The following is a 21,674-nucleotide window of genomic DNA, read 5'->3' as shown; positions in this document are numbered from 1 at the left end:
AAGCAAAAAGAAAGGCCTGAATAACAGACAGTATTAGGAATAAAAAATGGTATTTAGTGTTAAGACTTACAATAATATTAATCAAGTTGGTTTAAAAGAGCTGGGCAATCATTTCCAGATTGATGGCGATTTGAAAGAAAACCCGGACGCTTATATTATTCGCAGTGAAAACCTGCATGATGTGACGTTTCCGGATAATCTAAAAGCCATTGCCCGTGCTGGTGCCGGAACTAATAATATCCCGATTGACAAGGCGACAGAAGCAGGTATTGTGGTGTTCAATACACCTGGTGCCAATGCCAATGCGGTGAAAGAAGCGGTGATTGCCTCTATCTTAATGTCAGCACGTGACTACATTTCAGCCTATGACTGGACCAATCAACTGACAGGTGCTGATGTGCCAAAACAAGTTGAAGCAGGGAAGAAGCAGTTTGCGGGAACTGAAATCTCAGGTAAAACACTGGGTGTTATCGGGCTTGGAGCGATTGGTGCGCGTATTGCCAATGATGCCCGGCGTCTGGGAATGAAGGTTCTGGGCTATGATCCTTATGTGTCTATTGAAACGGCATGGAATATCTCAAGCCATGTCAAACGTGTGGATGAACTGCGTGATATCTTTGAAAATAGTGATTATATCACAATCCATGTCCCACTGACAGATGATACCCGTCACACCTTTAATTCGGACAGCTTTGCCTTAATGAATAAGGGGACAACCATCATTAACTTTGCGCGCGGTGAGCTGGTGGACAATCAGGCCCTCTTTGATGCTTTGGAAACAGGTGTTGTTAAGCGTTACATCACGGACTTTGGGACAGAGGAACTGCTGAATAAAGAAGGCATTACGGTCTTTCCTCATGTTGGCGGATCAACAGCTGAAGCGGAACTTAACTGTGCTATTATGGCAGGTCAGACCATTCGTCGCTTTATGGAAACAGGTGAAATTACCAATTCGGTTAACTTCCCTAATATGCATCAGGCCTTGACAGCGCCTTATCGCATTACGCTCATCAATAAAAATGTCCCTAATATTGTCGCAGCTATTTCAACAGCTGTTTCGGATTTGGACATTAATATTGCCAATATCTTGAATCGCTCCAAAGGAGATTACGCCTATACTCTGCTTGATTTAGATGAAACGGATCGTAGCAAGGTGGATAAATTGGCGGCTCTCTTTGAAACAAGCGATCACATTGTCAAAGTGCGTTTAATCGCCAATCCTAAGTAAAAAGTCAGGTCTTTAAACGGACCTCTTTTTACTAGAAAAGAGGTTTTATGACAGTTTTTTATCAAACAACTTATTCTTCTCCGATAGGAGACCTTTCTTTATTGGCTGATGAGGAGGGGCTTTTGGGGGTCTGGTTTTTAGAGCAACGTTATTTTCAGCGGGGTTATGAAGAAATCCTTGCCTTAGAAGAGGACAATCGGCATCTCATCGCTGCTAGAAAATGGCTGGATGCTTACTTTAAGGGGGAAAACCCTAGTCTATCAGCCTTGAGCTTGTGCCCTAGGGGGACTGCCTTTCAGCAGAGAGTTTGGCAGTTACTTCAAGACATACCTTATGGAGAAACCCTCACTTATGGAGACATTGCCCAGCGGCTGAACTGCCCTTCAGCGCAGGCTGTCGGTGGTGCGGTGGGAAAAAATCCGCTTTCAATCATGATTCCCTGCCACCGTGTTTTGGGAAGTCGGGGACATCTCACAGGTTACGCTGGCGGTCTAGACAGAAAAAATTGGCTTTTGGCTCACGAACAATCAGCCATTTAAAGGAGAAACGATGTATACTTTTTATCACTACCCAAAATGTTCAACCTGTAAGGCAGCTCAAAAAGAGTTAGACCATCTTGGGGTTGAGTATCAGGCCATTGACATTAAAGAGACACCGCCTAGGGCGGACCTTATTAAGGTCTGGCTTGAGCAGAGCGACTTGGAATTGAAAAAATTCTTCAATACCAGTGGCAATAGTTACCGTCAGTTAGGCCTCAAAGATAAGTTTGACGATCTGTCTCTGGATGAAGCGCTTGAGCTTTTGGCGAATGATGGTATGCTCATCAAGCGTCCTATTCTGCTAAAAGAAGACAAGGTTGTGCAAATTGGTTATCGAACAGACTATAAAACTCTCGATTTATGATCGAGAGTTTTTAATTTAAAAGGTATATTCCACCCGGATGTGTTCGTACCGTTTACGAAGCTGATTGAGCAGGTCGGCTTTTTCTTGTGCCAAATCTGTTAGTAAGTCGGTATTTTCAAGGTCTAGGATAAAAATTTTAACAGTAATTTGCATTCCTTGTTTGTAGATGAGGATATCCAAGTCATCTTTTTTATGCTTCAGGTGCGGTTTTAGAATCTGGTACACCATATCACGGATATCCTGGTCATTGGTTGTGGCATAGGTCAACTCTCTAAAGGAAGAAATGAGGATGGCTATCGGCTCTTTGATGGAAAAGAGGACTAGAATAACCGTAATAAAGAAGTCACCTGTGTAATGAAGAAAGCCTAAGGGCCCTTCAATAGCAATAAAATACAGAAGGAAGGCTGCAAAGCCAATGCCTAAAGAAATCACGGCATCAATGTAATTGCCCTTGGTTTCTGACTTCAGCATGGTACTCATATTGTTTATCCTGTCATTTTGACGAGAGTTGTAGAGTCCTAAAAGCAGGCAAATCAGACCTGTGGTCATCGTATAAGGCAGGACAGGTCCGGTTTCTATCTGATGCCCGATTTGGTTGACAAAATAAGCATAGGCTGTTGCACTGGTTTCTAAGAAGGTGATGAGGAGCAGAAATAAAATGGCTAGGGATTTAATGACGGCATAGAGAGGTTCTAAGAAAAAGAGGCCTTGCGGGAAAGAAGCTGTCCGCCAATGGCTGCGTCGGGAAATGAAGAGGCCTACAAGAGCAGATAAAGACGCGATAAGAGAGAAAACGCCGTCCAAGAGTAGAGCATTTAAATCTGTCACGATATAGACGGCAAGACCGGCCAAGCCTGTTACGGCATTGACAATAATGGAGATGATAAGTGATTGTCTTTCGATTTGTCGTTGCTTCATAGCTCTTTCCTTTCCTCATCTGGTTCTCTTTTTAGTATACCATAGGATTTCCAGCCTGCTACAAGGAAAAACCCCCAAGATTCAAGACATGAACCTTGGGGGTTGGATGATTAGGCGTTTGCGCCTTCTGTATTGATTTGCCACATGACACCGAATTGGTCAATAAGGTTGGCATAAGCAGGGCTCCAGAAGGTTTCCTGCAGTTCTAAGAAAACATGCTGTGCATTTTGGATTAGCTTTTGATACAGTTCCTTTGCTTCTTCAGGGCTGTCTGTAATGATAGCGATGGACAGGTTAGTTCCTGCCTTGTAGGTTTCGTCAGGATTTTCGTCTGAAACCTGAAGGCGGATACCATTAAATTCCAGCTGAGCATTAAGCACCAGATGCTCTCTGTCTTTAGGGCAGTCTGGAATAGCATCTTTCCAAAGCATTAGGTTGGTAACTTGCGCCTGAAAGAGGTCTTGGTAAAAATCAACAGCTTCACGGCCATTGCCGTTTGTCACAATATAACTATTTAATGCAGAAATCATCTGGGTCTCCTTAATCGATTTGTCTAACGGCAAAATAATTGCCTTCATTATCTGGGAAATTAAAGGTTAGCATGCCGGCCATTTCAACGACAGGGTTAGCCGCAATGCCTTTTTCGATAAATTGAGCCTGTGTTGCATGGATGTCTTTGGAAGACATGAGGATTGATGGAATGCCTAAGTTCATGCCAGGGTTCATCTTAGCCACCCAGTCTTTGTTGTGAAGGACAAACTGGACATCAGCCTCTTCGGAAGGGGCAATGGTGTAAGAGGTGGCATCGGGAAATTCTTCGGTTTTAAGCAGGACAAAACCGGCTTTTTGAGTCCAGAATTCCATCGCAGCTTTAGTGTCATCCATGTAAAGCATGACTTGACCGATTGATTGGATCATGAGTGTCTCCTTAATAAAAAATAAATACAGCTTATTATACTAGCTTGTCCCGATATTTAGCAAGAAAAAAGACTCATCAAAAGAGCCTTTTAGTGACTGAGCTGTCATATAGAAGCCGTTAAATCAGTCGAATGATATTCTATTTATAAATCGATTTCTAAGAGAATCGGCGTGTGGTCCTGGCGGGCTCCGGAATCGATCATTTCGGATTTGAGCACCTTGTCAGCCAGACGATTGCTAGTCAGCCAGTAGTCAATTCTCCAGCCGGTGTTGTTGATTTTGCTGGTGTGGCTGCGCTGAGCCCACCAAGAGTAGACATCAGGCACATCGCCATGAATCAGGCGGAAGGTGTCCGTGAAGCCTCTGTCTAAAAGATTAGTGAAGCCTGCACGTTCTTCATCAGTAAAACCAGGTGAGCGGCGGTTACTGTTGGGGTTGGCCAGATCAATCTCCTTGTGGGCAACATTATAGTCGCCTGTTGCCAGAACTGGCTTTTGGGCATCGAGGTCTGCCAGGTAGTCGGCGTATTTTTCGTCCCAAACCTGACGTTCCTCCAAGCGCTTGAGGCCATCGCCAGCATTAGGAGTGTAGACTTGAGTGATAAAATATTGATCGAATTCAAGGGTGATGATACGCCCTTCGGCATCCATGGTGGTCGGTGCTTGAATCTCTGGGTAGGTTACGATGGGAGACAATTCCTTTTTGTAAAGAAACATGGTTCCGGCATAACCTTTGCGGGCGGGCTCGACAGAGGAACGCCAAACAATGGTATAGTCGGGAAAATAGCTTTCCAAGATAGCCAAGTGTTTTTTTGTAGGCCCTTGGCTAGATAGTTTGGTTTCTTGGATGGCAATCACATCAGCCCCATGTTTGGTTAGGTCTTCAACTACTGCTCTGGACAGCAGGGCGCGTGCAGAGTCGCTGGTTAAAGCGGCATTGAGGGAATCAATATTCCATGAAATAAGTTTCATAAGATTTCCTTTTCTATCATTATACTTTTCTCATTATAGCAAAAATCCCCTGGGTAGGCGACTGAGGGGATTGAGACTTTACTTGGTCTTTCGCGCTAGTAGAGTGGCAAATCGCATCTTGAGGCGATTGCCGTGCGCATCTAGGCGATGAAGTTGTCCTAGGTTTTCGTTGTACTTCAGGAGTTCCCAGTCCTTATAGTAGTGCTTTAGTTGGCCCTCTTTAAAGGTAAAGGGAAAGGGCATGGGACAAGGGTAGTCTGGAGTATCCATGGCACAGACAATCAGGTTATAGCCATTAGCAGCGGTATGATCCTGCATATTGCGGATAATCTCGGGTATTCGATCGGGATCCAAAAACATAAGCACAACGGTTGACAGGATAAAGTCGTACTCCCCTTTGAGATTAGCCTGATTGATATCATACCAAGCCACATCAAGATCCAGCTGCTCTGTTTCGGCAATCTCTTCTAGGCGGGCCAAACTCTCTTGGTTGGCATCAAGGGCAGTTAAGTCATGCCCTGACAGACTGAGATAAAGACTGTTGCGTCCCTGCCCTGATCCTAAATCAAGCACCTTACTTTTAGGCTTTAAATAAGGTTCTGCCAAGAGGACTTCAGAATGTGTGGGACTCAGTCCATATTTTTTAGCGGCATAGTCCTCTTTTTGGCAATAAAAAGTCAGGTAAAAGCGTAAATCATCTGTTAGGGCTTGAATTTTATGCCAGACTTGCGGTTCAAGATAAGGCGTTTTGGAATGTTTATCAAAAACAAGTCTTTCTAAAAGACGGTCGTTTTCATCCAAGAGGCAGCATTCCAGCTCTCCTTCAAGGATAGTCAGCTTGGCCCAGCTGCCTATTTGGGTATTGTGTCTGCGAGTCAGACTGTCAGGAATTGTGTCAGCTGTCCATATAGGCATTTGTTTGTAAGCCATCAGCTGTTCAGTGTTTGCTTGCTGTTTCATAGCACCTTCCTTTTTTTAGATGATGTTATTATAACATAGACGGAGAGGCTTATTGGATTTAGGAGCTGGTCTGACCGAAAATAATGATGAAGAAAACGCTTTAATATGGTAGAATAATAGTATGAGAAGAAGTGGAGACGATGATGACACAAAGTGAGAACAGCTGATTAAGGATGACTTGCCCATATTTGAATTAATTAGATAAACGAACAAAGTTTTCATCAAAGGTATCAGTAAAGGAGGAGATTTTATGAAACAAGGAGAATGGTTGGAGCAATTTCGTCAGACTTACGGTCGCTACCCCAGTCAGGAGGAATTTAGCGCCGCTTATCAAAGAGGAGAGTTTCTAGCGGAAACGCCGCAAAATGCTCAGACCCCACCATCTGGTCATCAGCCTCAGACGACATACCAAGGTCAGCCGCCTGCTGTGGCACCGAAAAGGAAAATGAAACCAGGAACGATTGTTTTAATCAGTATTTTGTCAGTTGTTGGCGGGCTCTTACTTTTATGCGGAATTGGTTTAGGACTTTACTACCAGTCTGGTAATATTGACGGTGTCTGGGAGACAACTTCCTATCGTTACTATGATGAAGATAAAGAAAAGTGGTACAGTTCAGAATCAGAAAACAACAAGTACACCCACTATTTTGCCGAAGTTAAAAATGGGCGCTACAAAGAGTACTTTTATTACGACAATCCTTCTGATGAGAGCTACAACTACATTTCACCGATTAACTATTTTGATGCCTTTATGGGTGTTAATCAATGGAAGCGGAGCTTAGAGCCGACTCTGACGACAGAAGGTTTTAAAAAGGAGCTTGAGGAGGTCATCACTGAGCACTACGATGGCAGTCAATATACCAGCAGCTCATCTAGCTTCAAAAAATCCTATCTGGACTTTTATGAAGATGTCAAAAGCAGAAAGCAGACCTATGTCAGACAAGGAAATCGCTTAACGGTCAAGATTTATAATAGTGACGGTAAATTTATCATGGAGATGACCTTCAAAAAATTAAATGCTTCACAGACCAAGGCCTTATATCGTAAGTATAATAAAATCAAAGAAAGCTACGAGTCCCAGTATGGCGACAAAAACGACTACTAGTCTTTCCTTTCTGAATGAGACTGACCGCAAGGTCAGTCTTTTTGCTGTATCAAGAAAAGGGAACTTGTGCTATAATAAAGTGTTATCAATTACAGAGGTCATTTCCTCTGGTTTGAAAGGAAAATACATGACTGATCAAAAATCATTCTACATTACAACGCCCATTTACTACCCGTCAGGGAAACTGCACATTGGCTCTGCCTACACAACCATTGCCTGCGATGTACTGGCACGCTATAAACGTCTGATGAATTATGATGTCTTTTATCTGACAGGGCTTGATGAGCACGGTCAAAAAATTCAGCAAAAAGCAGAAGAAGCAGGTTTAACGCCTCAGGCTTATGTTGACGGTATGGCAGAAAGTGTTCAGGAATTATGGAAACTCCTTGACATTTCCTATGATAAGTTTATCCGCACGACAGATAGTTACCATGAAGAGGCTGTGGCTAAGATTTTTGAACAGCTTTTGGCTCAAGGGGATATCTATCTGGGGGAATACACAGGCTGGTATTCTGTTTCGGATGAGGAATTTTTCACAGAAAGCCAGCTGGCTGAAGTCTTCCGCGATGAAAATGGGGAGATGATTGGCGGAATTGCACCGTCGGGGCATGAAGTGGAGAAGGTGTCAGAAGAATCTTATTTCTTCCGGATGAGCCAGTATGCCGACCGCTTGGCAGCCTATTATAAAGAACATCCTGAGTTCATTCAGCCAGATGGCCGTATGAATGAAATGCTGAAAAACTTTATTGAGCCAGGTCTAGAGGACTTAGCGGTCAGCCGAACGACTTATACATGGGGCGTTAAAGTGCCGTCTGATCCTAAGCACGTTATCTATGTTTGGATTGATGCTCTGATTAACTATATCACCGCTTTAGGTTACGGCTGGTCTGACGATTTAGCTAAATTTCATCAATTTTGGCCGGCAGATATCCATATGATTGGTAAGGATATTTTGCGTTTTCACTCCATCTATTGGCCAATCATGCTGATGGCACTTGATTTGCCTTTGCCTAAACGCTTGGTAGCCCATGGCTGGTTTGTCATGCAAGATGGTAAGATGTCAAAATCTAAAGGTAATGTCGTTTACCCTGAAATGCTGGTCGAGCGTTTTGGTCTAGATCCGCTTCGTTACTATCTCATGCGCAGCCTGCCAGTTGGTTCTGACGGGACATTCACGCCGGAAGACTATGTTGGCCGCATCAACTATGAATTGGCCAATGACTTGGGAAATCTGCTTAACCGGACCGTTGCCATGGTTAACAAGTATTTTGACGGTCATATTCCTACGTACGTTGAGAATGTGACGGACTTTGATGCGGACTTAGCAGAGCTGGTGACTAAGCAGATTGCGGAATACCATCAGCAGATGGAACAGGTGGATTATCCAAAAGCTTTGGAAGCGGTGTGGACCATCATTTCTCGCACAAATAAATATATCGATGAGACTGCTCCGTGGGTCTTGGTGAAAGAGGAGTCAAAATCCTGTCAGCTGGCATCGGTGATGTCGCATTTAGCTGCTAGTCTGCGTGTTGTGGCTCACCTTATTCAGCCATTTATGATGACCACTTCCAATGCCATTATGGAGCAGCTTGGGCTTTCACTTGATTTTGATTTGGAAAACCTGAGCTTATCTGGTCTGCCGCAAGGCCTGAGAGTGGTGCAAAAAGGTCAGCCAATCTTCCCTCGTCTGGATATGGAAGAAGAGATTGCCTATATTAAGAGTCAGATGAATGCTGATAAGCCTGCGGAAAAAGATTGGCAGCCGGAAGCAGTCGACTTAACCTTGACGAAAAAAGCGATTAAGTTTGACGACTTTGATAAGGTTGAAATTCGTGTCGCAGAAGTCATCGAAGTTTCCAAGGTTGACGGTTCGGATAAACTTTTGAAATTCCGCTTGGATGCAGGTGATGAAGAAAATCGTCAGATTCTATCGGGTATTGCTCAGTTCTATCCACAGGAACAGGAATTAGTCGGTAAAAAACTGCAGATTGTTGCCAACCTTAAGCCACGTAAGATGATGGGGCTAATTAGTCAGGGAATGATTCTCTCTGCCGAGCATAAGGGTCAGTTAACAGTTCTAACCGTCGATCCATCGGTACCAAACGGCAGTATTATTGGTTAAACATCAAAAAGAAGATGACTCCGGTTGTCTTCTTTTTTGTGTGCTATAATAGAGTCAATAGGTAAGGAGTTTATCATGACATTTGAAGAGATTTTACCTGGCCTCAAGGCCAAGAAAAAGTATGTCCGCACTGGCTGGGGCGGGGCTGAAAATTATGTTCAGCTTTTTGATAGTATCGAGGTGGACGGAGTCAAGCTGGAGGCGACTCCCTACTTCCTCATCAACGTTTCCGGTGACGGCGAGGGCTTTTCCATGTGGAGTCCTACTCCCTGTGATGTCCTAGCGGAAGACTGGGTGGAAGTCCATGACTAGGCGGGTGCTGGTGACAGGCGTTTCCAGCGGTATCGGCCTGGCCCAGGCCAGCCTCTTTTTGGAAAAAGGGTATCAGGTCTACGGTGTTGATAAGGATAGAAAACCCAACTTGACAGGGAATTTTCATTTTTTGCAGCTGGATTTGATGGGTGAACTATCACCTCTTTTTGATTGGCTGGCTGATGTGGATATTATCTGCAATACAGCTGGCATCCTGGATGACTACAAGCCTCTCTTGGGGCAATCGGATGCCCAAATGCAAGAAATTTTTGCGGTCAATCTCTTTGCGCCAAGCCAGATTTGCCGCCATTATTTGCCAGCGATGCTGGAAAGAAAATCAGGGATTATCATCAATATGTGCTCCATCGCCTCTTTCTTGGCTGGTGGCGGCGGTTCAAGCTACACGGCTTCCAAGCATGCCCTGGCAGGCTTTACCAAGCAGCTGGCCTTGGATTATGCAGACCAAGGGATTCAAGTCTTTGGCCTGGCCCCAGGTGCCGTCCAAACGGCCATGACAGCCAAGGATTTTGAGCCAGGAGGTCTATCAGAGTGGGTCTCTGAGGAAACCCCCATCAAACGCTGGATCCAAGCTCAGGAAATCGCAGAGCTGACCCTGGTCCTCGCCTCAGGCAAGATGCAGGCCCTGCAGGGCGAAATCATCAAGATGGATGGCGGCTGGAGTTTGAAATGAAAAAGTACATAGAATTTGGCTAGGGAAGTCCGTCTGGATTTGCGACAGCAAGGAAGGATTTAAAAGGACACGGAAAAACCGCAAAGCTACCAAAGTTATTTTGGGCATTGTATCGGAGGTTTAAATGAGCAGTACAACAAAGTTAGAAGTAATCGTTCTAGTGTTTGATGGTTTTGAGCTCCTAGATTTATTTGGGCCGATCGAGTTGCTATCTTTTTTAGATGAGGTTCGATTTCGTTATGTTTCCGAGTTTGGCGGAAGCATAAAAAATAAGGTTGGCTTAAACCTGGATACAGAGAAAATGACCCTAGGAGAAATCTGCGATATTCTGCTCATTCCTGGGGGACAAGGGACAAGAAAGGTTTATCTGCAGCCTTCTTTTATTAATTATGTAAAAAGTTATGCTGAGAATGCAACCTATGTCTTATCTGTATGCACAGGAGCGGTCCTGCTTTCTGAAACTGGACTCTTGAACGGTCGTAGGGCCACCAGCAATAAGCGCTCATTTGATTGGGTCTCTTCCACCAATGCAAAAGTAGATTGGGTTAGACAAGCTCGATGGGTGGTTGATGGCAAATATTACACGTCTTCAGGAGTGTCGGCAGGGATGGACATGGTCTTGGGCTTTATTAGTGATCAATTTGGCCAAAGTAAGGCCAAGGATATCGCCTACAAGATAGAATACCATTGGCAGTCTGACTCTAATAAGGACGATTTCGCTTAGATAACTGTTAAGGAGATTACAATGACACCACAAGAATGTTGGAATGAATACAAGGCAATCAACCCTGAAATTGGAGATGAGATTGATGCCTGGGCCTTTGGGGTGGCACCAGATTTGCTGGCAGAATTAGTGGTCCAGGGGGTCAAGACAGCAACGGCCTCGGCCTATGATGAATACGTCCATTACGAGGAAGAACTGCCCAAGGTTGGTGATCTAGATGTGGTCCTGGATGGTCAGGGACAGGCTGTTGCCATTATCGAAACGACAAAAGTGACGGTGCTTCCTTTTAGGGATGTGTCGGCGGACCACGCCTATAAGGAAGGGGAGGGAGACCGTTCTCTGGCCTATTGGTGCCAGGTCCACGAGGAACTTTTTACCAAGTGGCTGGCTGAAATTGGTCTCAGCTTTAGTCCTGCATCCAAGGTAGTACTGGAGGAGTTCCAAGTAGTTTACAAATCGGTAAAAGATTGAAAAGTGAGGGAAATGAGATGCAAACGAAATCAAGCCTATTACACTGGCTGATAATGGTCGCATTGGGCATACTTGGGGGACTGATCATTTGGCCTTTTGACCCTTTGAGGGTAGGAACTGGGCTGAGTTTCTTGGTGAGTATGCCCATTTTTGCTTACGTATATGGTGTGATTTGCCGCCATCAGGAGGACAGACAGAAGGCTCTCAAGCAATACTCGGAATTTCTCTTAGTGGGAAATCTGATTGTCTTGGCGCTTCATGCTAGTGTCGGACTTCCCCTTCCTTCGAGGAGTGCAGGTTTCTGGATTGATCCGATTTGGACTTACGATGGGGGAGAAATCTTGGTTTGCCTGTCCATCTATGCGGTGACAACCTTGCTTTATGGCCTTTTCTACCTTTATGTAAGAAGACGGCAAGCCTAAAACACCAGCAGATAGGAACAGTTTAAATAGCTAATCGTTGAAAGGGCTGGCTTATCAGCTGACCAGCTGGCGTTTTTCAAATACTTGGAATTTTGCTATAATGAGTTGATTATATTTTTTAAAGGACTATGACATGAATAATTACGCTATTATCCTTGCTGCTGGCAAGGGAACACGCATGAAATCCGATCTTCCCAAAGTGCTGCACAAGGTGTCAGGCATTACCATGCTGGAACACGTTTTCCGCAGTGTTTCAGCCCTTAATCCGGCCAAGAATGTTACGGTTATTGGCCATAAGGCTGAACTGGTTAAGCAGGTCTTGGCAGGTCAGTCAGATGTTGTCCTCCAGACTGAGCAGTTGGGAACTGGACATGCTGTCATGATGGCAGAAGAACTGTTGGCAGACCAAGATGGTCAAACGCTGGTTATTGCAGGGGACACCCCTCTGATTACCGGTGAAAGCCTCCAAAATCTAGTGGCCTATCACAGAAGCCATAAAAATGTGGCGACTATTTTAACAGCGGAGGCAGTTGATCCATTCGGTTACGGCCGTATTATCCGAAATCAGAATGGTGAAGTGACTAAGATTGTTGAGCAAAAGGATGCTTCTGACTTTGAACAGCAGGTTAAGGAAATCAATACCGGTACCTATGTGTTTGATAATAAACGTCTTTTTGAAGCTCTTAAAAAAATCAACACAGACAATGCTCAGGGAGAATACTACCTAACGGATGTCATCAGTATTTTTAAGGAAGCTGGGGAAAAAGTCGGCGCTTATAAATTGCTGGACTTTGACGAAAGTTTGGGAGTCAATGACCGCCTTGCACTGGCGACAGCTGAAAAAGTGATGCGTCAGCGGATTAACAGAGGTCATATGCTGAAAGGCGTTACCTTTACGAATCCAGAAGCCACCTATATTGATATCGATGTGACGATTGAGCCAGACGTTGTCATTGATGCCAATGTCACGCTGAAAGGCCAAACCACGATTGCTGCGGGTGTTCACCTGACAAATGGCACCTATATTGTGGATTCGTCTATCGGCCCAAATGCTGTGATCAGCAATTCAACGATCGAAGCTTCAGAGGTTGCCAATGATGTAACGGTTGGCCCTTACGCCCACCTTCGTCCAGGATCTAAGCTGGCTGAGGAAGTTCATGTCGGCAATTTTGTTGAGGTTAAGGGATCAAGTCTTGGTAAAGGGACTAAAGCTGGTCACCTGACTTATATCGGAAATGCTGAAGTTGGACATGATGTTAATTTTGGAGCGGGAACGATCACGGTCAACTATGACGGCAAACATAAATACCTGACTAAAATTGGGAATCATGTCTTTGTCGGAAGCAATTCAACTCTTATTGCGCCGCTTGAAATCGGAGACAATGCACTGACCGCCGCCGGCTCTAGCATCACCCATGATGTACCACGTGACAGTGTGGCTATCGGTCGCGGCAGGCAGGTCAATAAAGAAGGCTACGCCAAGACAAAACCCCACCATCCAGAAAAGAAATCCGACCAGTAAAGAGTAGGTGCCATTCTTTGGGAGGAAGTCTTCCTTGAGAATGTAACTATGCAGAGATGACATAAAAGCTTGGTTTTACTAAACCAAGCTTTTATGTTTGATCTTATTTAGGTATCCTTACCTCTGAAAAAGAGATAGCCCATAGTCCAAGCGACGGCTCCTGTCAGGACAAAGATTCCTGCTGCCAGAGCGACATTGGCTAGGTTCAAGGAAAGCCAACCACTGATAAAGAGGGTTGGGAAAACGACAAGAGCCATAAAGAAAGTGTGAACCAGGCTTCGTTTTCTTAGCGGCCAAGAGTTGATATCATAGATATTCCAAGTTCCAGCAACCCCCGCGGCAATAAAGCCGGCACAGAGAGTCTGCCAGGCTTGACTGGGCTGGTTGTTGACTTTCCAAATTGAAAGAGCACAGATGCCAAATGCCAGCAAGACTGCTAAAACGCGAAGTACGGTCCATTTAATGTAGGGTATGAATTCAGCCATATTTTTCGTCCTCCTGCATTCAATCCATTTAGATTTCTCATTTTCTACTGTTATTGTAGTCTTTTTCAGGAGAAAGTTCAATGGCGATAGGAAGATGTCCTAAGCGCGGCTGTACCATTCAATGGTAAGATTCGCTTTTCTGGTCTGAATATAGTAAAATTGAAGTTAGTAGAATCAAGAAATACTAGCGGAGGATGAGCTTGTGGACTTTGAAGAAAAAACCATTGCACGTCAGGAAATGTTTAAGGGTCATATTTTTACAGTGGCTGTTGATGATGTCGAGCTGCCCAATAATCTTGGACAGGCCAAGCGAGAATTGGTTTTTCATAAGGGGGCGGTTTCTATTCTGACGGTGACTCCGGATAAAAAAATCGTGCTGGTCAAGCAGTATCGTAAGGCTATTGAGAAAATTTCCTATGAAATTCCAGCTGGAAAATTAGAAGTCGGAGAAAATGGTTCTGAAAAAGAAGCAGCTCTTCGTGAGTTGGAAGAAGAGACGGGTTATACGGGCGATTTAGAGCTCATTCACGAATTTTACACCGCTATCGGATTTTGTAATGAAAAAATCAAACTCTATCTGGCCAGAAATTTAAGGAAGGTGGAAAATCCTCGTCCTCAGGATGATGATGAGGTTTTAGAACTTTTTGAATTGACCTATGAAGAATGTATGGATTTGGTCCGATCGGGTGCGATTGAGGATGCTAAGACCATTATTGCTTTGCAGTATTTTGCCTTGCATTTAAGGGATGCGTAAGGAGGTTGACTAATGGGAAAACCGCTTTTAACAGATGAGATTATTGAGCGCGCCAGACAAGGAGAATCTATTGGAAATGAGGCGGCTTCGTTTGATAGCGAAGAAACCTTAGTGATTTCAACAGATAACAGTAATGATGGTGCAAACCGAGAACACGTTCGTCAAGAAGAAGTGGACTATTTAGAGGCTGAGGATCCAATCATTAAAAGCCGCCGAATTGAGAATGCCAAACGAGGTGAATTCCAGTCGAAGCTCAATATGATTCTCTTTGCTATTGTCATTCTTTTGGCAATCTTGATTTACGCTGTTTTTAAATGGTGAGAAGGATGGAATAAATGAAAATTGGAATCATTGCAGCCATGGAGGAGGAACTGAAGCTCCTTCTGGAAAAATTGCAAGAAAAGAAAACCGCCATTTATTTGGAAAACACTTATTATAGCGGTCGTTTAGGAAAACACGATGTTGTTTTGGTTCAAAGCGGTGTCGGTAAGGTTATGGCGGCAATGAGTGTTGCCGTCCTAATCAATAACTTTGAGGTTGACGCCCTGATTAATACTGGTTCTGCAGGTGCCCTGGCACCTGATTTGGCAGTCGGCGACGTGGTTGTGGCAGACCGTCTGGCTTATCATGATGTGGATTTGACTGCCTTTGGCTATGCCTTTGGACAAATGTCAGGACAGCCTCTTTATTTTGAATCAGACAGGCAGATGGTTCAAACCTTTGAAAAAGTTTTGGATCAGCATCAGATCAAAAGTAAAATTGGTTTGATAACCACTAGTGATTCCTTTATGGCCAGTCAAGCCAAGACTGATTTTGTCAAAGAACATTTTCCTGACGTTCAGGCGGTAGAGATGGAAGGGGCGGCTGTTGCCCAGGCTGCCAGAGCGGCTAAACGTCCCTTTATTGTTGTTCGTGCGATGAGTGATACAGCTGCCCATGATGCGAATCTAACTTTTGATGAATTTATCCTTGAAGCAGGTAGGCGCTCAGCTCAGCTGATTTTAGCCTTTTTAGAAGAGATTTAAAACACAGGTCAAGATGGACCTGTGTTTTCGTTTTATTCGACGCCCTTAACTTTCAAGAAAGAATTTTGACGAAGGGCAGATAAGTCGGTATCGTCTGAGAGGATACCAATTTTTTGGAGGTCACTAGAGACGCTCTTAAAAGCATCGTAGGCCCCCTGATAGCTTGGGATAAATTGATAGCTTTCTAAGCTAATCAAATTGGTGTCTTTATTGCCTGCCACCAATTTTTTCTCGAGCTGGAGCTCAACCGTTTCTTCCTTGTGCTTATTGACCCAGTCGGCTGCTTTCTGCATCGCCAATGTGTATTTAGCAGCAATAGCAGGGTGCTTCTTGGCGATGTCATCCGAAACGTAAGCCACACAGCAGTACTCGTCTTTATAAGGGGCATCCGTTGCTGAATTGGCTAACGTTTTAAAGCCGAATTCTTTTTTCAGAATTTCGGAAGTTGGGTCACCGATAGCGATGGCGTCAACTTGGCCCTTATTCAGGACAGTTCCCAGTTGATCGCTTTCATAGGTCACAAACTCAACTTGTGATTTCTCTGTCGAAACATCTATCCCGGCATCGGACAATACCCGTTTGGCAAAGGTTGCAGGACTGCCTGCGACAGCCGTAACCCCAATTTTTTTGCCTTTAAGATCACTGGCTTTAGTGATGCTGCCGTCTTTGGTAAGGATTTGCAGACATCCAGTATGAAGCCCCGTTGTAATCTTGAGTTTTGAGCCATTTTCCAGCGGCTGAATCAGACTGGCTAACAAAGAGTTCGAGGCGTCTATTTTACCGGTATTAAGAGCTTCTAAATTGGAGGTGTCTTGACCGATTTTGACAATCTTATAGTTGAGGCCGACTTCTTTAAAGAAGCCTTTTTCAACAGCAATCTGCTGCGGTGCTCCGCAGAGATCGGAGTTTTCTGATATTTTTAAGACATAATTATCCTTTTGCGAAGCATCATACGTTTTGGTGCTTGTATCTGATGCCTTGTTACTGCAAGCTGATAAGCTGATGGCAGTGAAAACGGCGACTAATCCTGAAACAAAATACTTTCTTTTCATAAATCTCTCCCTTTTTCTTGGTTTAAAAATTAAGGACACTCAGGACCTGTTCTTTAATGGCGATGAATTCCGGTGCATCTCTTAAGCGGGGGCGTTCCAGATGAACTGGAATCACTTCCTTTATGATTGCTGGGCGCGGTGTCATGGCAAAAATACGATCGGACAGAAAGACAGCCTCTTCGACATCGTGTGTTACCATGACCATGGTTATCTGACGCTCTTTCCAAATTGCAATCAAATCGTTCTGCATCTTACTGCGGGTGAAAGCATCAAGTGCCCCAAAGGGTTCATCAAGCAGCAAAACATCAGGTTTGTTGATTAAAGCGCGGGCAATATTGACCCGCTGCTGCATACCTCCAGAGAGATTATGAGGAAAAGCTTTTTCAAAGCCTTCTAAACCAACTAATTTAATGTAATCGTTGACCTCATTAAGACGTTTCTCCTCTTTGTTGAGTCTCAATCCCAGAGCGATATTGTCATAGACCGTCAGCCAAGGATAGAGGGTGGCTTCTTGAAAGACAAAGCCTTTTTTTCGGGAAGGCTGGGTGACTCGTTCTTGGTCAATCAGTACCTCACCCGTAGTTGGTTTTTCCAGTCCAGCGATGATTCTTAGGAGGGTTGTTTTCCCACTCCCAGAGGGTCCAACGAGAGAAACAAATTGACCCGGCTCTATTGAGGCATTGATATGACTTAGAGCCTCAACGGCAGCCTGTTGGTCATCCTGAGCGGGAAAGATTTTTTGAATATTGGTGAATGAAATAGCTCCTACCATTGGATAAATCCTTTCTGCCATGCTAACAAGCGGTCACGTACTTTAAACAGTAAGGTAATGATGACGCTAAAAGTGATGGCGATTGTAATCAGACCGGCATAAACATTGGCATAGCCAAGAACCTGTCGTTGCCAGTTGATATACCAGCCAATACCAAATTTAACCCCCAGCATTTCAGCAGTCATTAAGGTTATGAAACTTGAGCAGGCACCATTAAAAATGCCGACAAAGATGTTGGGCAGGCTGGCGGGAAGGGCTACTTTGATGATTTTCTGAAAGGTCGTAGCCCCCAGCGTATCCGCCACTTCAAAATAAGTTTTCTTAACATTTTGGATACCAGAGTTGGTAAGGATGGTTACGGGAAACCAAACGGATAAACTGATTAAAAAAATACTGGCTGAAAAACTCGTCGGAAAGGCGGTTAAGGCAAGTGGTACAAAGGCTGTTGAAGGAATAGGGCCAAGAATTTTAACGATGGGATCAAGCCAATAATTAAAAGACGTAAACCAGCCCACCAGAATACCAGTTAGGATGCCCAGGCTGATACCAATCATCCAAGAAATACCCAAGAGCCTGAGCGAAAAGAGGTCACACTTGAGAATAAAGCCCCAGTTTTCAACAAAGACCTTCAAGATGTTATTTGGACTGGGAAAGAAAAGCTCTTGAAGCAAAAGAAACTTCTCCGTTGCCAGATTATAGATTGCTAAAGCCAGATAAGCAGCACCAATAAAATAGCTTTTATGGAAAAATTTGCCTTTGTGCTTTCTGAAGAGAGTCAGCAGGGCAAAAAAGAGGCAGGTAAAAAAGGACAGCCAAAGAAAATAGAGGTACCAATCGGGATCTTTGCTGAAGTCAACGGTAGACTTTGGAATCCCCAACTGCATGGCAATCGTTAGCAAAATAGTGACATTAGCGAAAAAAAGCCGAAAATAATCTTTCTTGGTTGTTAATCTCATAAATCTTACCCCTTGGTTAATTATTCTCTATTATAGGACCGGGGCTGTCATTTGTATAATATAAAAAAACTATCGCATTGATAGTTTTTCTTAATCGCTTTGAAGCCTCTTATTTTTTAAACTGGTAATCTTTCAAAATGTCAATTTTCTTGATGGTTACTTTTTCTTTGGGTTTGTCATTATCATCAGTTTCGACTTGAGCAATCTTGTCAACGACTTCCATCCCCTTGGTTACCTGCCCAAAGACCGTATATTTGCCATCACCAGCTGGATAGCCCCCTTTTTGATAAGCCTTGATGATTTTTTTAGGATAGATTTCCGTTGACAGCTGACTAGATTGATCCTGTCCGTTTTGGACAATGTAGAATTGACTGCCGTTTGTATCTTGACCGGCATTTGCCATAGCTAAGGCTCCCCGGATATTATAAAGGTAGTCAGAAGTCTCGTTTTTAAAGCCATTGCCAGAATCTTTGCTCTTGTCCTTATCCTTCCAAATAGATTGTCCGCCGGTGCCGTCTCCGCTAGGGTCACCAGACTGAATCATAAAATCTGCAATGACGCGGTGGAAGGTGAGGCCGTCATAGTAGCCTTCTTTCGCGTGCGTCAGAAAGTTTTCGACTGCCAAAGGGGCATACTTTGGAAAGAGTTTAAGGGTGATGTCACCTTTTGAGGTCACGATTTTGACCTGGGCTTCATTTTGACCGACCTTGCTAGACAGCTGGGGGAAACTTGCCTTGTTTAGCTTTGCTAATTTTGCAGCAGCTTTTTCCTTGGCAATCTTTGCGTCAACATAGTCATCTCCCTTGATAGCACGGTCAATGCTCTCGCAGCCAGCTAAAAACAAAAGAGGCAGCAACAGGGTCAACAATAGTTTTTTCATGTTCTTCTCCTTAAAATAAACCTTATCCTATTTTATCATAAAAATAGGGATTTCAATCCCTTTTCTCAAATCCTTAAAACATGGTATAATAACAGCATGGCAAAAACAAAGAAAAGTAAAAAAGGGCGGACCACTCGGCGCCCGACAAAAGCAGAATTGGAAAAGCAAAAAGCGATAAAGCGCATGGTGATTGCTTTCATCACAGCCTTTATCCTCTTTTTTGCTGTTTTTAAATTAGGACGATTTGGGATTACGGCTTATAACAGTGTCCGTTTTATGGTGGGAAGCTTGGCCTATCCGGCCATGTTTGCCCTGTTGATTTACCTTTTTGCAATCAAATGGCTTAAGAAGCAAGAAGGTTTGGTGACAGGCTTTGTTGTTACCATGATTGGTCTTTTGATTGAATGGCAGGCTTACCTTTTTTCTTTCCCATCCATGAAAGATAAGGAGCCGTTCACGGCGACAGCTCTTTTGATTGTCAACGATCTTAAGCAGTTTCAAGTGACATCATTTGCCGGCGGGGGGCTTTTAGGAGCTCTCTTCTATAAACCGGTAGCCTTTCTTTTTTCAAATTTAGGTGCTTTTCTGATTGGTGCGCTTTTTATTATCTTGGGTCTCTTTTTGATGACTCCTTGGACGGTTTACGATATTATGGATTTCTTTAAAGAAGCCTATGACACGATTCAGGCCAAACGCGAAGCTGGCCGTGAACAACGTTTTTTAAAGAAAGAAGAAGCGAGACTTCTGGCTGAGGAAGAGGCTAGAAAAGAGGCTGAGCATAAAGCGTCAGAAGAAAAGGTAGACTTAGAAACTGGGGAGATATTATCTCCTGAGGTTCATTCGGCTGATCAGTTCAATAGTTTAGATGAGCAGCTGCCGGTCAATGAACCTGAGATTATTTCCTACGAATTAGAAGACTACGGAAACATTGCATCATCTCAGGATATGCCTGAAGAAATGAAGCCGCCTCTGACCGAAGAAGAGGATGATGGTCAGCCCTTGGAAGTTGACTTCACCCCCAAGGAAACACGCCACTACAAGCTGCCTGGGATCAATCTTTTTGCGCCAGACAGACCTAAAAATCAAACAAAAGAGAAAAAGCTGGTTCGGGATAATATCAAGATTCTGGAAGAAACCTTTGCCAGTTTTGGGATTAAAGCCAGTGTCGAGCGAGCTGAAATTGGTCCGTCCGTGACCAAATACGAAGTCAAACCGGCTGTTGGCGTTCGTGTCAATCGGATTTCCAATCTGGCAGATGACTTGGCTCTGGCCTTGGCAGCTAAAGACGTCCGAATTGAGGCGCCAATTCCGGGTAAATCCTTGGTAGGGATTGAAGTTCCGAATTCAGAAGTGGCCACCGTTACCTTCCGTGAACTTTGGGAGCAAGCTCAGACATCACCAGAAAAACTGCTGGAAGTACCGCTTGGGAAGGCTGTCAATGGTTCGGTACGTTCCTTTGATTTGGCTAGAATGCCCCATATCTTGGTGGCAGGTTCTACTGGCTCAGGAAAATCAGTTGCTGTCAATGGGATTATCGCCAGCATTCTGATGAAAGCTCGGCCAGACCAGGTTAAATTCATGATGATTGATCCTAAGATGGTTGAACTGTCTGTCTATAATGATATTCCCCATCTGCTCATACCAGTCGTCACCAATCCTCGTAAGGCCAGCCGGGCTCTGCAGAAGGTGGTTGATGAAATGGAAAACCGCTATGAACTCTTTAGTCATTTCGGTGTCCGAAACATCGCAGGCTACAATGCCAAGGTCGAGGAATTTAACAGCCAGTCTGAGACCAAGCACATTCCGCTGCCTCTCTTAGTGGTCATCGTTGATGAATTAGCTGATTTGATGATGGTAGCCAGCAAGGAAGTGGAAGATGCCATTATCCGTCTAGGGCAAAAGGCACGGGCGGCTGGTATTCATATGATTCTTGCAACTCAGCGTCCATCCGTTGATGTCATTTCAGGTCTTATTAAAGCCAATGTGCCATCGAGAATTGCATTTGCGGTTTCATCCGGCACAGACAGCCGGACAATTCTTGATGAGAATGGGGCGGAAAAACTGCTCGGTCGTGGCGATATGCTCTTTAAACCGATTGATGAGAACCACCCTGTCCGCCTGCAAGGTTCCTTTATTTCGGATGATGACGTCGAGCGTATAGTCAGCTTTATCAAGGATCAGGCAGAAGCAGACTATGATGATAGTTTTGATCCGGGAGAGGTTTCAGAAAATGATGTCTCTATGGATAGCGGTGCTTCTGATGGGGATCCTCTCTTTGAAGAAGCTAGGGCGCTTGTCCTTGAAACTCAAAAAGCCTCCGCCTCTATGCTGCAAAGACGCCTCTCTGTGGGCTTCAATCGCGCTACTCGACTTATGGAAGAATTGGAAGAAGCAGGAGTTATCGGACCAGCCGAAGGCACCAAACCCCGTAAAGTCCTGCAAACCAATCAATAATCCAAAAAGAAACTGCATTAGCAGTTTCT

General features: G+C 44.3%; 26 protein-coding genes. 16 read left to right on the top strand and 10 right to left on the bottom strand.

From position 1 onward, the window contains the following. Positions 1-46 precede the first annotated feature (46 nt). From A3GY_RS0104915 to A3GY_RS0104905, 3 genes are read left to right on the top strand one after another with little or no spacing between them, the layout of a single operon-like run. Positions 47-1,228 carry a 3-phosphoglycerate dehydrogenase family protein gene (locus A3GY_RS0104915; protein ID WP_018030299.1) on the top strand — a complete coding sequence of 394 codons (1,182 nt, stop codon included), beginning with the start codon at positions 47-49 and terminating at the stop codon, positions 1,226-1,228. Between the two features lie 47 nt (positions 1,229-1,275). Further along, on the top strand, positions 1,276-1,767 hold the full coding sequence (locus tag A3GY_RS0104910; protein ID WP_018030298.1) for a methylated-DNA--[protein]-cysteine S-methyltransferase: 492 nt from the start codon (positions 1,276-1,278) through the stop codon (positions 1,765-1,767). A 10-nt stretch (positions 1,768-1,777) separates the two neighbouring features. Further along, the gene (locus A3GY_RS0104905; RefSeq protein WP_018030297.1) at positions 1,778-2,131 is read left to right on the top strand and encodes an arsenate reductase family protein; all 354 of its coding nucleotides are present in this window, start codon (positions 1,778-1,780) and stop codon (positions 2,129-2,131) included. 15 nt (positions 2,132-2,146) lie between these two features. Here the strand turns inward: A3GY_RS0104905 and A3GY_RS0104900 are convergent, their stop codons facing one another. From A3GY_RS0104900 to tehB, 5 genes are all read right to left on the bottom strand, one after another. Continuing rightward, the gene (locus tag A3GY_RS0104900; protein WP_018030296.1) at positions 2,147-3,049 is read right to left on the bottom strand and encodes a cation transporter; all 903 of its coding nucleotides are present in this window, start codon (positions 3,047-3,049) and stop codon (positions 2,147-2,149) included. Between the two features lie 110 nt (positions 3,050-3,159). After that, the gene (locus tag A3GY_RS0104895) at positions 3,160-3,579 is read right to left on the bottom strand and encodes a VOC family protein (RefSeq protein ID WP_018030295.1); all 420 of its coding nucleotides are present in this window, start codon (positions 3,577-3,579) and stop codon (positions 3,160-3,162) included. Positions 3,580-3,589: 10 nt separating this feature from the next. Beyond that, positions 3,590-3,967 (bottom strand): VOC family protein, encoded by a 378-nt coding sequence (locus A3GY_RS0104890; protein WP_003087261.1) that lies wholly within the window; start codon positions 3,965-3,967, stop codon positions 3,590-3,592. 143 nt (positions 3,968-4,110) lie between these two features. Continuing rightward, positions 4,111-4,938: an exodeoxyribonuclease III gene (locus A3GY_RS0104885; RefSeq protein WP_018030294.1), complete on the bottom strand. Its 828-nt coding sequence runs from the start codon at positions 4,936-4,938 to the stop codon at positions 4,111-4,113. Between the two features lie 78 nt (positions 4,939-5,016). Then, the gene (tehB, locus tag A3GY_RS0104880; protein ID WP_018030293.1) at positions 5,017-5,898 is read right to left on the bottom strand and encodes an SAM-dependent methyltransferase TehB; all 882 of its coding nucleotides are present in this window, start codon (positions 5,896-5,898) and stop codon (positions 5,017-5,019) included. A 250-nt stretch (positions 5,899-6,148) separates the two neighbouring features. On the opposite strand from tehB, the gene A3GY_RS0104875 reads away from it, so the two are divergent. The 9 genes from A3GY_RS0104875 (at position 6,149) to glmU (ending at position 13,267) form a co-directional block, all read left to right on the top strand. Beyond that, positions 6,149-7,003: a hypothetical protein gene (locus A3GY_RS0104875; RefSeq protein WP_018030292.1), complete on the top strand. Its 855-nt coding sequence runs from the start codon at positions 6,149-6,151 to the stop codon at positions 7,001-7,003. Between the two features lie 127 nt (positions 7,004-7,130). After that, the gene (gene metG / locus A3GY_RS0104870) at positions 7,131-9,125 is read left to right on the top strand and encodes a methionine--tRNA ligase (protein WP_026161937.1); all 1,995 of its coding nucleotides are present in this window, start codon (positions 7,131-7,133) and stop codon (positions 9,123-9,125) included. Positions 9,126-9,200: 75 nt separating this feature from the next. After that, positions 9,201-9,437, top strand: a complete 237-nt coding sequence (locus A3GY_RS0104865; RefSeq protein WP_018030290.1) for a DUF2829 domain-containing protein — start codon at positions 9,201-9,203, stop codon at positions 9,435-9,437. Next, positions 9,430-10,128: a 3-oxoacyl-ACP reductase gene (locus tag A3GY_RS0104860; protein ID WP_018030289.1), complete on the top strand. Its 699-nt coding sequence runs from the start codon at positions 9,430-9,432 to the stop codon at positions 10,126-10,128. The genes A3GY_RS0104865 and A3GY_RS0104860 overlap by 8 nt, the downstream gene beginning before the upstream one ends. A gap of 13 nt (positions 10,129-10,141) precedes the next feature. Further along, entirely contained in the window at positions 10,142-10,252 is a 111-nt protein-coding gene (locus tag A3GY_RS10490; RefSeq protein ID WP_111703041.1) for a DUF3977 family protein, read from the top strand. Next, positions 10,253-10,852 (top strand): DJ-1/PfpI family protein, encoded by a 600-nt coding sequence (locus A3GY_RS0104855; RefSeq protein WP_018030288.1) that lies wholly within the window; start codon positions 10,253-10,255, stop codon positions 10,850-10,852. 21 nt (positions 10,853-10,873) lie between these two features. Further along, positions 10,874-11,323 carry an ASCH domain-containing protein gene (locus A3GY_RS0104850; RefSeq protein WP_018030287.1) on the top strand — a complete coding sequence of 150 codons (450 nt, stop codon included), beginning with the start codon at positions 10,874-10,876 and terminating at the stop codon, positions 11,321-11,323. A 17-nt stretch (positions 11,324-11,340) separates the two neighbouring features. Then, positions 11,341-11,745: a hypothetical protein gene (locus A3GY_RS0104845; RefSeq protein ID WP_145980035.1), complete on the top strand. Its 405-nt coding sequence runs from the start codon at positions 11,341-11,343 to the stop codon at positions 11,743-11,745. A gap of 133 nt (positions 11,746-11,878) precedes the next feature. After that, positions 11,879-13,267 (top strand): bifunctional UDP-N-acetylglucosamine diphosphorylase/glucosamine-1-phosphate N-acetyltransferase GlmU, encoded by a 1,389-nt coding sequence (gene glmU / locus A3GY_RS0104840; RefSeq protein ID WP_018030285.1) that lies wholly within the window; start codon positions 11,879-11,881, stop codon positions 13,265-13,267. Between the two features lie 107 nt (positions 13,268-13,374). Here the strand turns inward: glmU and A3GY_RS0104835 are convergent, their stop codons facing one another. After that, entirely contained in the window at positions 13,375-13,752 is a 378-nt protein-coding gene (locus A3GY_RS0104835) for a DUF3021 family protein (protein WP_018030284.1), read from the bottom strand. Positions 13,753-13,954: 202 nt separating this feature from the next. Between A3GY_RS0104835 and A3GY_RS0104830 the strand changes: the two genes are divergently transcribed. The 3 genes from A3GY_RS0104830 to A3GY_RS0104820 are packed head-to-tail and all read left to right on the top strand — an operon-like array spanning position 13,955 to position 15,531. Then, positions 13,955-14,506 (top strand): NUDIX hydrolase, encoded by a 552-nt coding sequence (locus A3GY_RS0104830; RefSeq protein ID WP_018030283.1) that lies wholly within the window; start codon positions 13,955-13,957, stop codon positions 14,504-14,506. 12 nt (positions 14,507-14,518) lie between these two features. Next, positions 14,519-14,827 carry a cell wall synthase accessory phosphoprotein MacP gene (gene macP, locus A3GY_RS0104825; RefSeq protein ID WP_018030282.1) on the top strand — a complete coding sequence of 103 codons (309 nt, stop codon included), beginning with the start codon at positions 14,519-14,521 and terminating at the stop codon, positions 14,825-14,827. 14 nt (positions 14,828-14,841) lie between these two features. Continuing rightward, positions 14,842-15,531: a 5'-methylthioadenosine/adenosylhomocysteine nucleosidase gene (locus tag A3GY_RS0104820; RefSeq protein ID WP_018030281.1), complete on the top strand. Its 690-nt coding sequence runs from the start codon at positions 14,842-14,844 to the stop codon at positions 15,529-15,531. 32 nt (positions 15,532-15,563) lie between these two features. On the opposite strand, the gene A3GY_RS0104815 is transcribed toward A3GY_RS0104820, so the two are convergent. The 4 genes from A3GY_RS0104815 to A3GY_RS0104800 form a co-directional block, all read right to left on the bottom strand. Continuing rightward, positions 15,564-16,583, bottom strand: coding sequence for an ABC transporter substrate-binding protein (locus A3GY_RS0104815; protein WP_018030280.1), 1,020 nt, complete (start codon positions 16,581-16,583; stop codon positions 15,564-15,566). Positions 16,584-16,605: 22 nt separating this feature from the next. Beyond that, on the bottom strand, positions 16,606-17,355 hold the full coding sequence (locus tag A3GY_RS0104810; RefSeq protein ID WP_018030279.1) for an ABC transporter ATP-binding protein: 750 nt from the start codon (positions 17,353-17,355) through the stop codon (positions 16,606-16,608). Further along, positions 17,349-18,311: an ABC transporter permease gene (locus A3GY_RS0104805; RefSeq protein WP_018030278.1), complete on the bottom strand. Its 963-nt coding sequence runs from the start codon at positions 18,309-18,311 to the stop codon at positions 17,349-17,351. Before A3GY_RS0104805 ends, A3GY_RS0104810 begins: the two co-directional genes overlap by 7 nt. A 109-nt stretch (positions 18,312-18,420) precedes the next feature. Beyond that, a complete protein-coding gene (locus A3GY_RS0104800) occupies positions 18,421-19,191 on the bottom strand; it encodes a peptidylprolyl isomerase (RefSeq protein ID WP_018030277.1) in 771 nt (256 codons plus the stop codon). A 96-nt stretch (positions 19,192-19,287) separates the two neighbouring features. On the opposite strand from A3GY_RS0104800, the gene A3GY_RS0104795 reads away from it, so the two are divergent. Continuing rightward, positions 19,288-21,645 carry a DNA translocase FtsK gene (locus A3GY_RS0104795; RefSeq protein ID WP_018030276.1) on the top strand — a complete coding sequence of 786 codons (2,358 nt, stop codon included), beginning with the start codon at positions 19,288-19,290 and terminating at the stop codon, positions 21,643-21,645. Positions 21,646-21,674: the final 29 nt, after the last annotated feature.

Source organism: Streptococcus ferus DSM 20646, assembly GCF_000372425.1.
Taxonomy (GTDB): domain Bacteria; phylum Bacillota; class Bacilli; order Lactobacillales; family Streptococcaceae; genus Streptococcus; species Streptococcus ferus.
The sequence above is the reverse complement of the archived record's forward strand: the minus strand, read 5'-3'. Positions and strand labels throughout refer to the sequence as shown.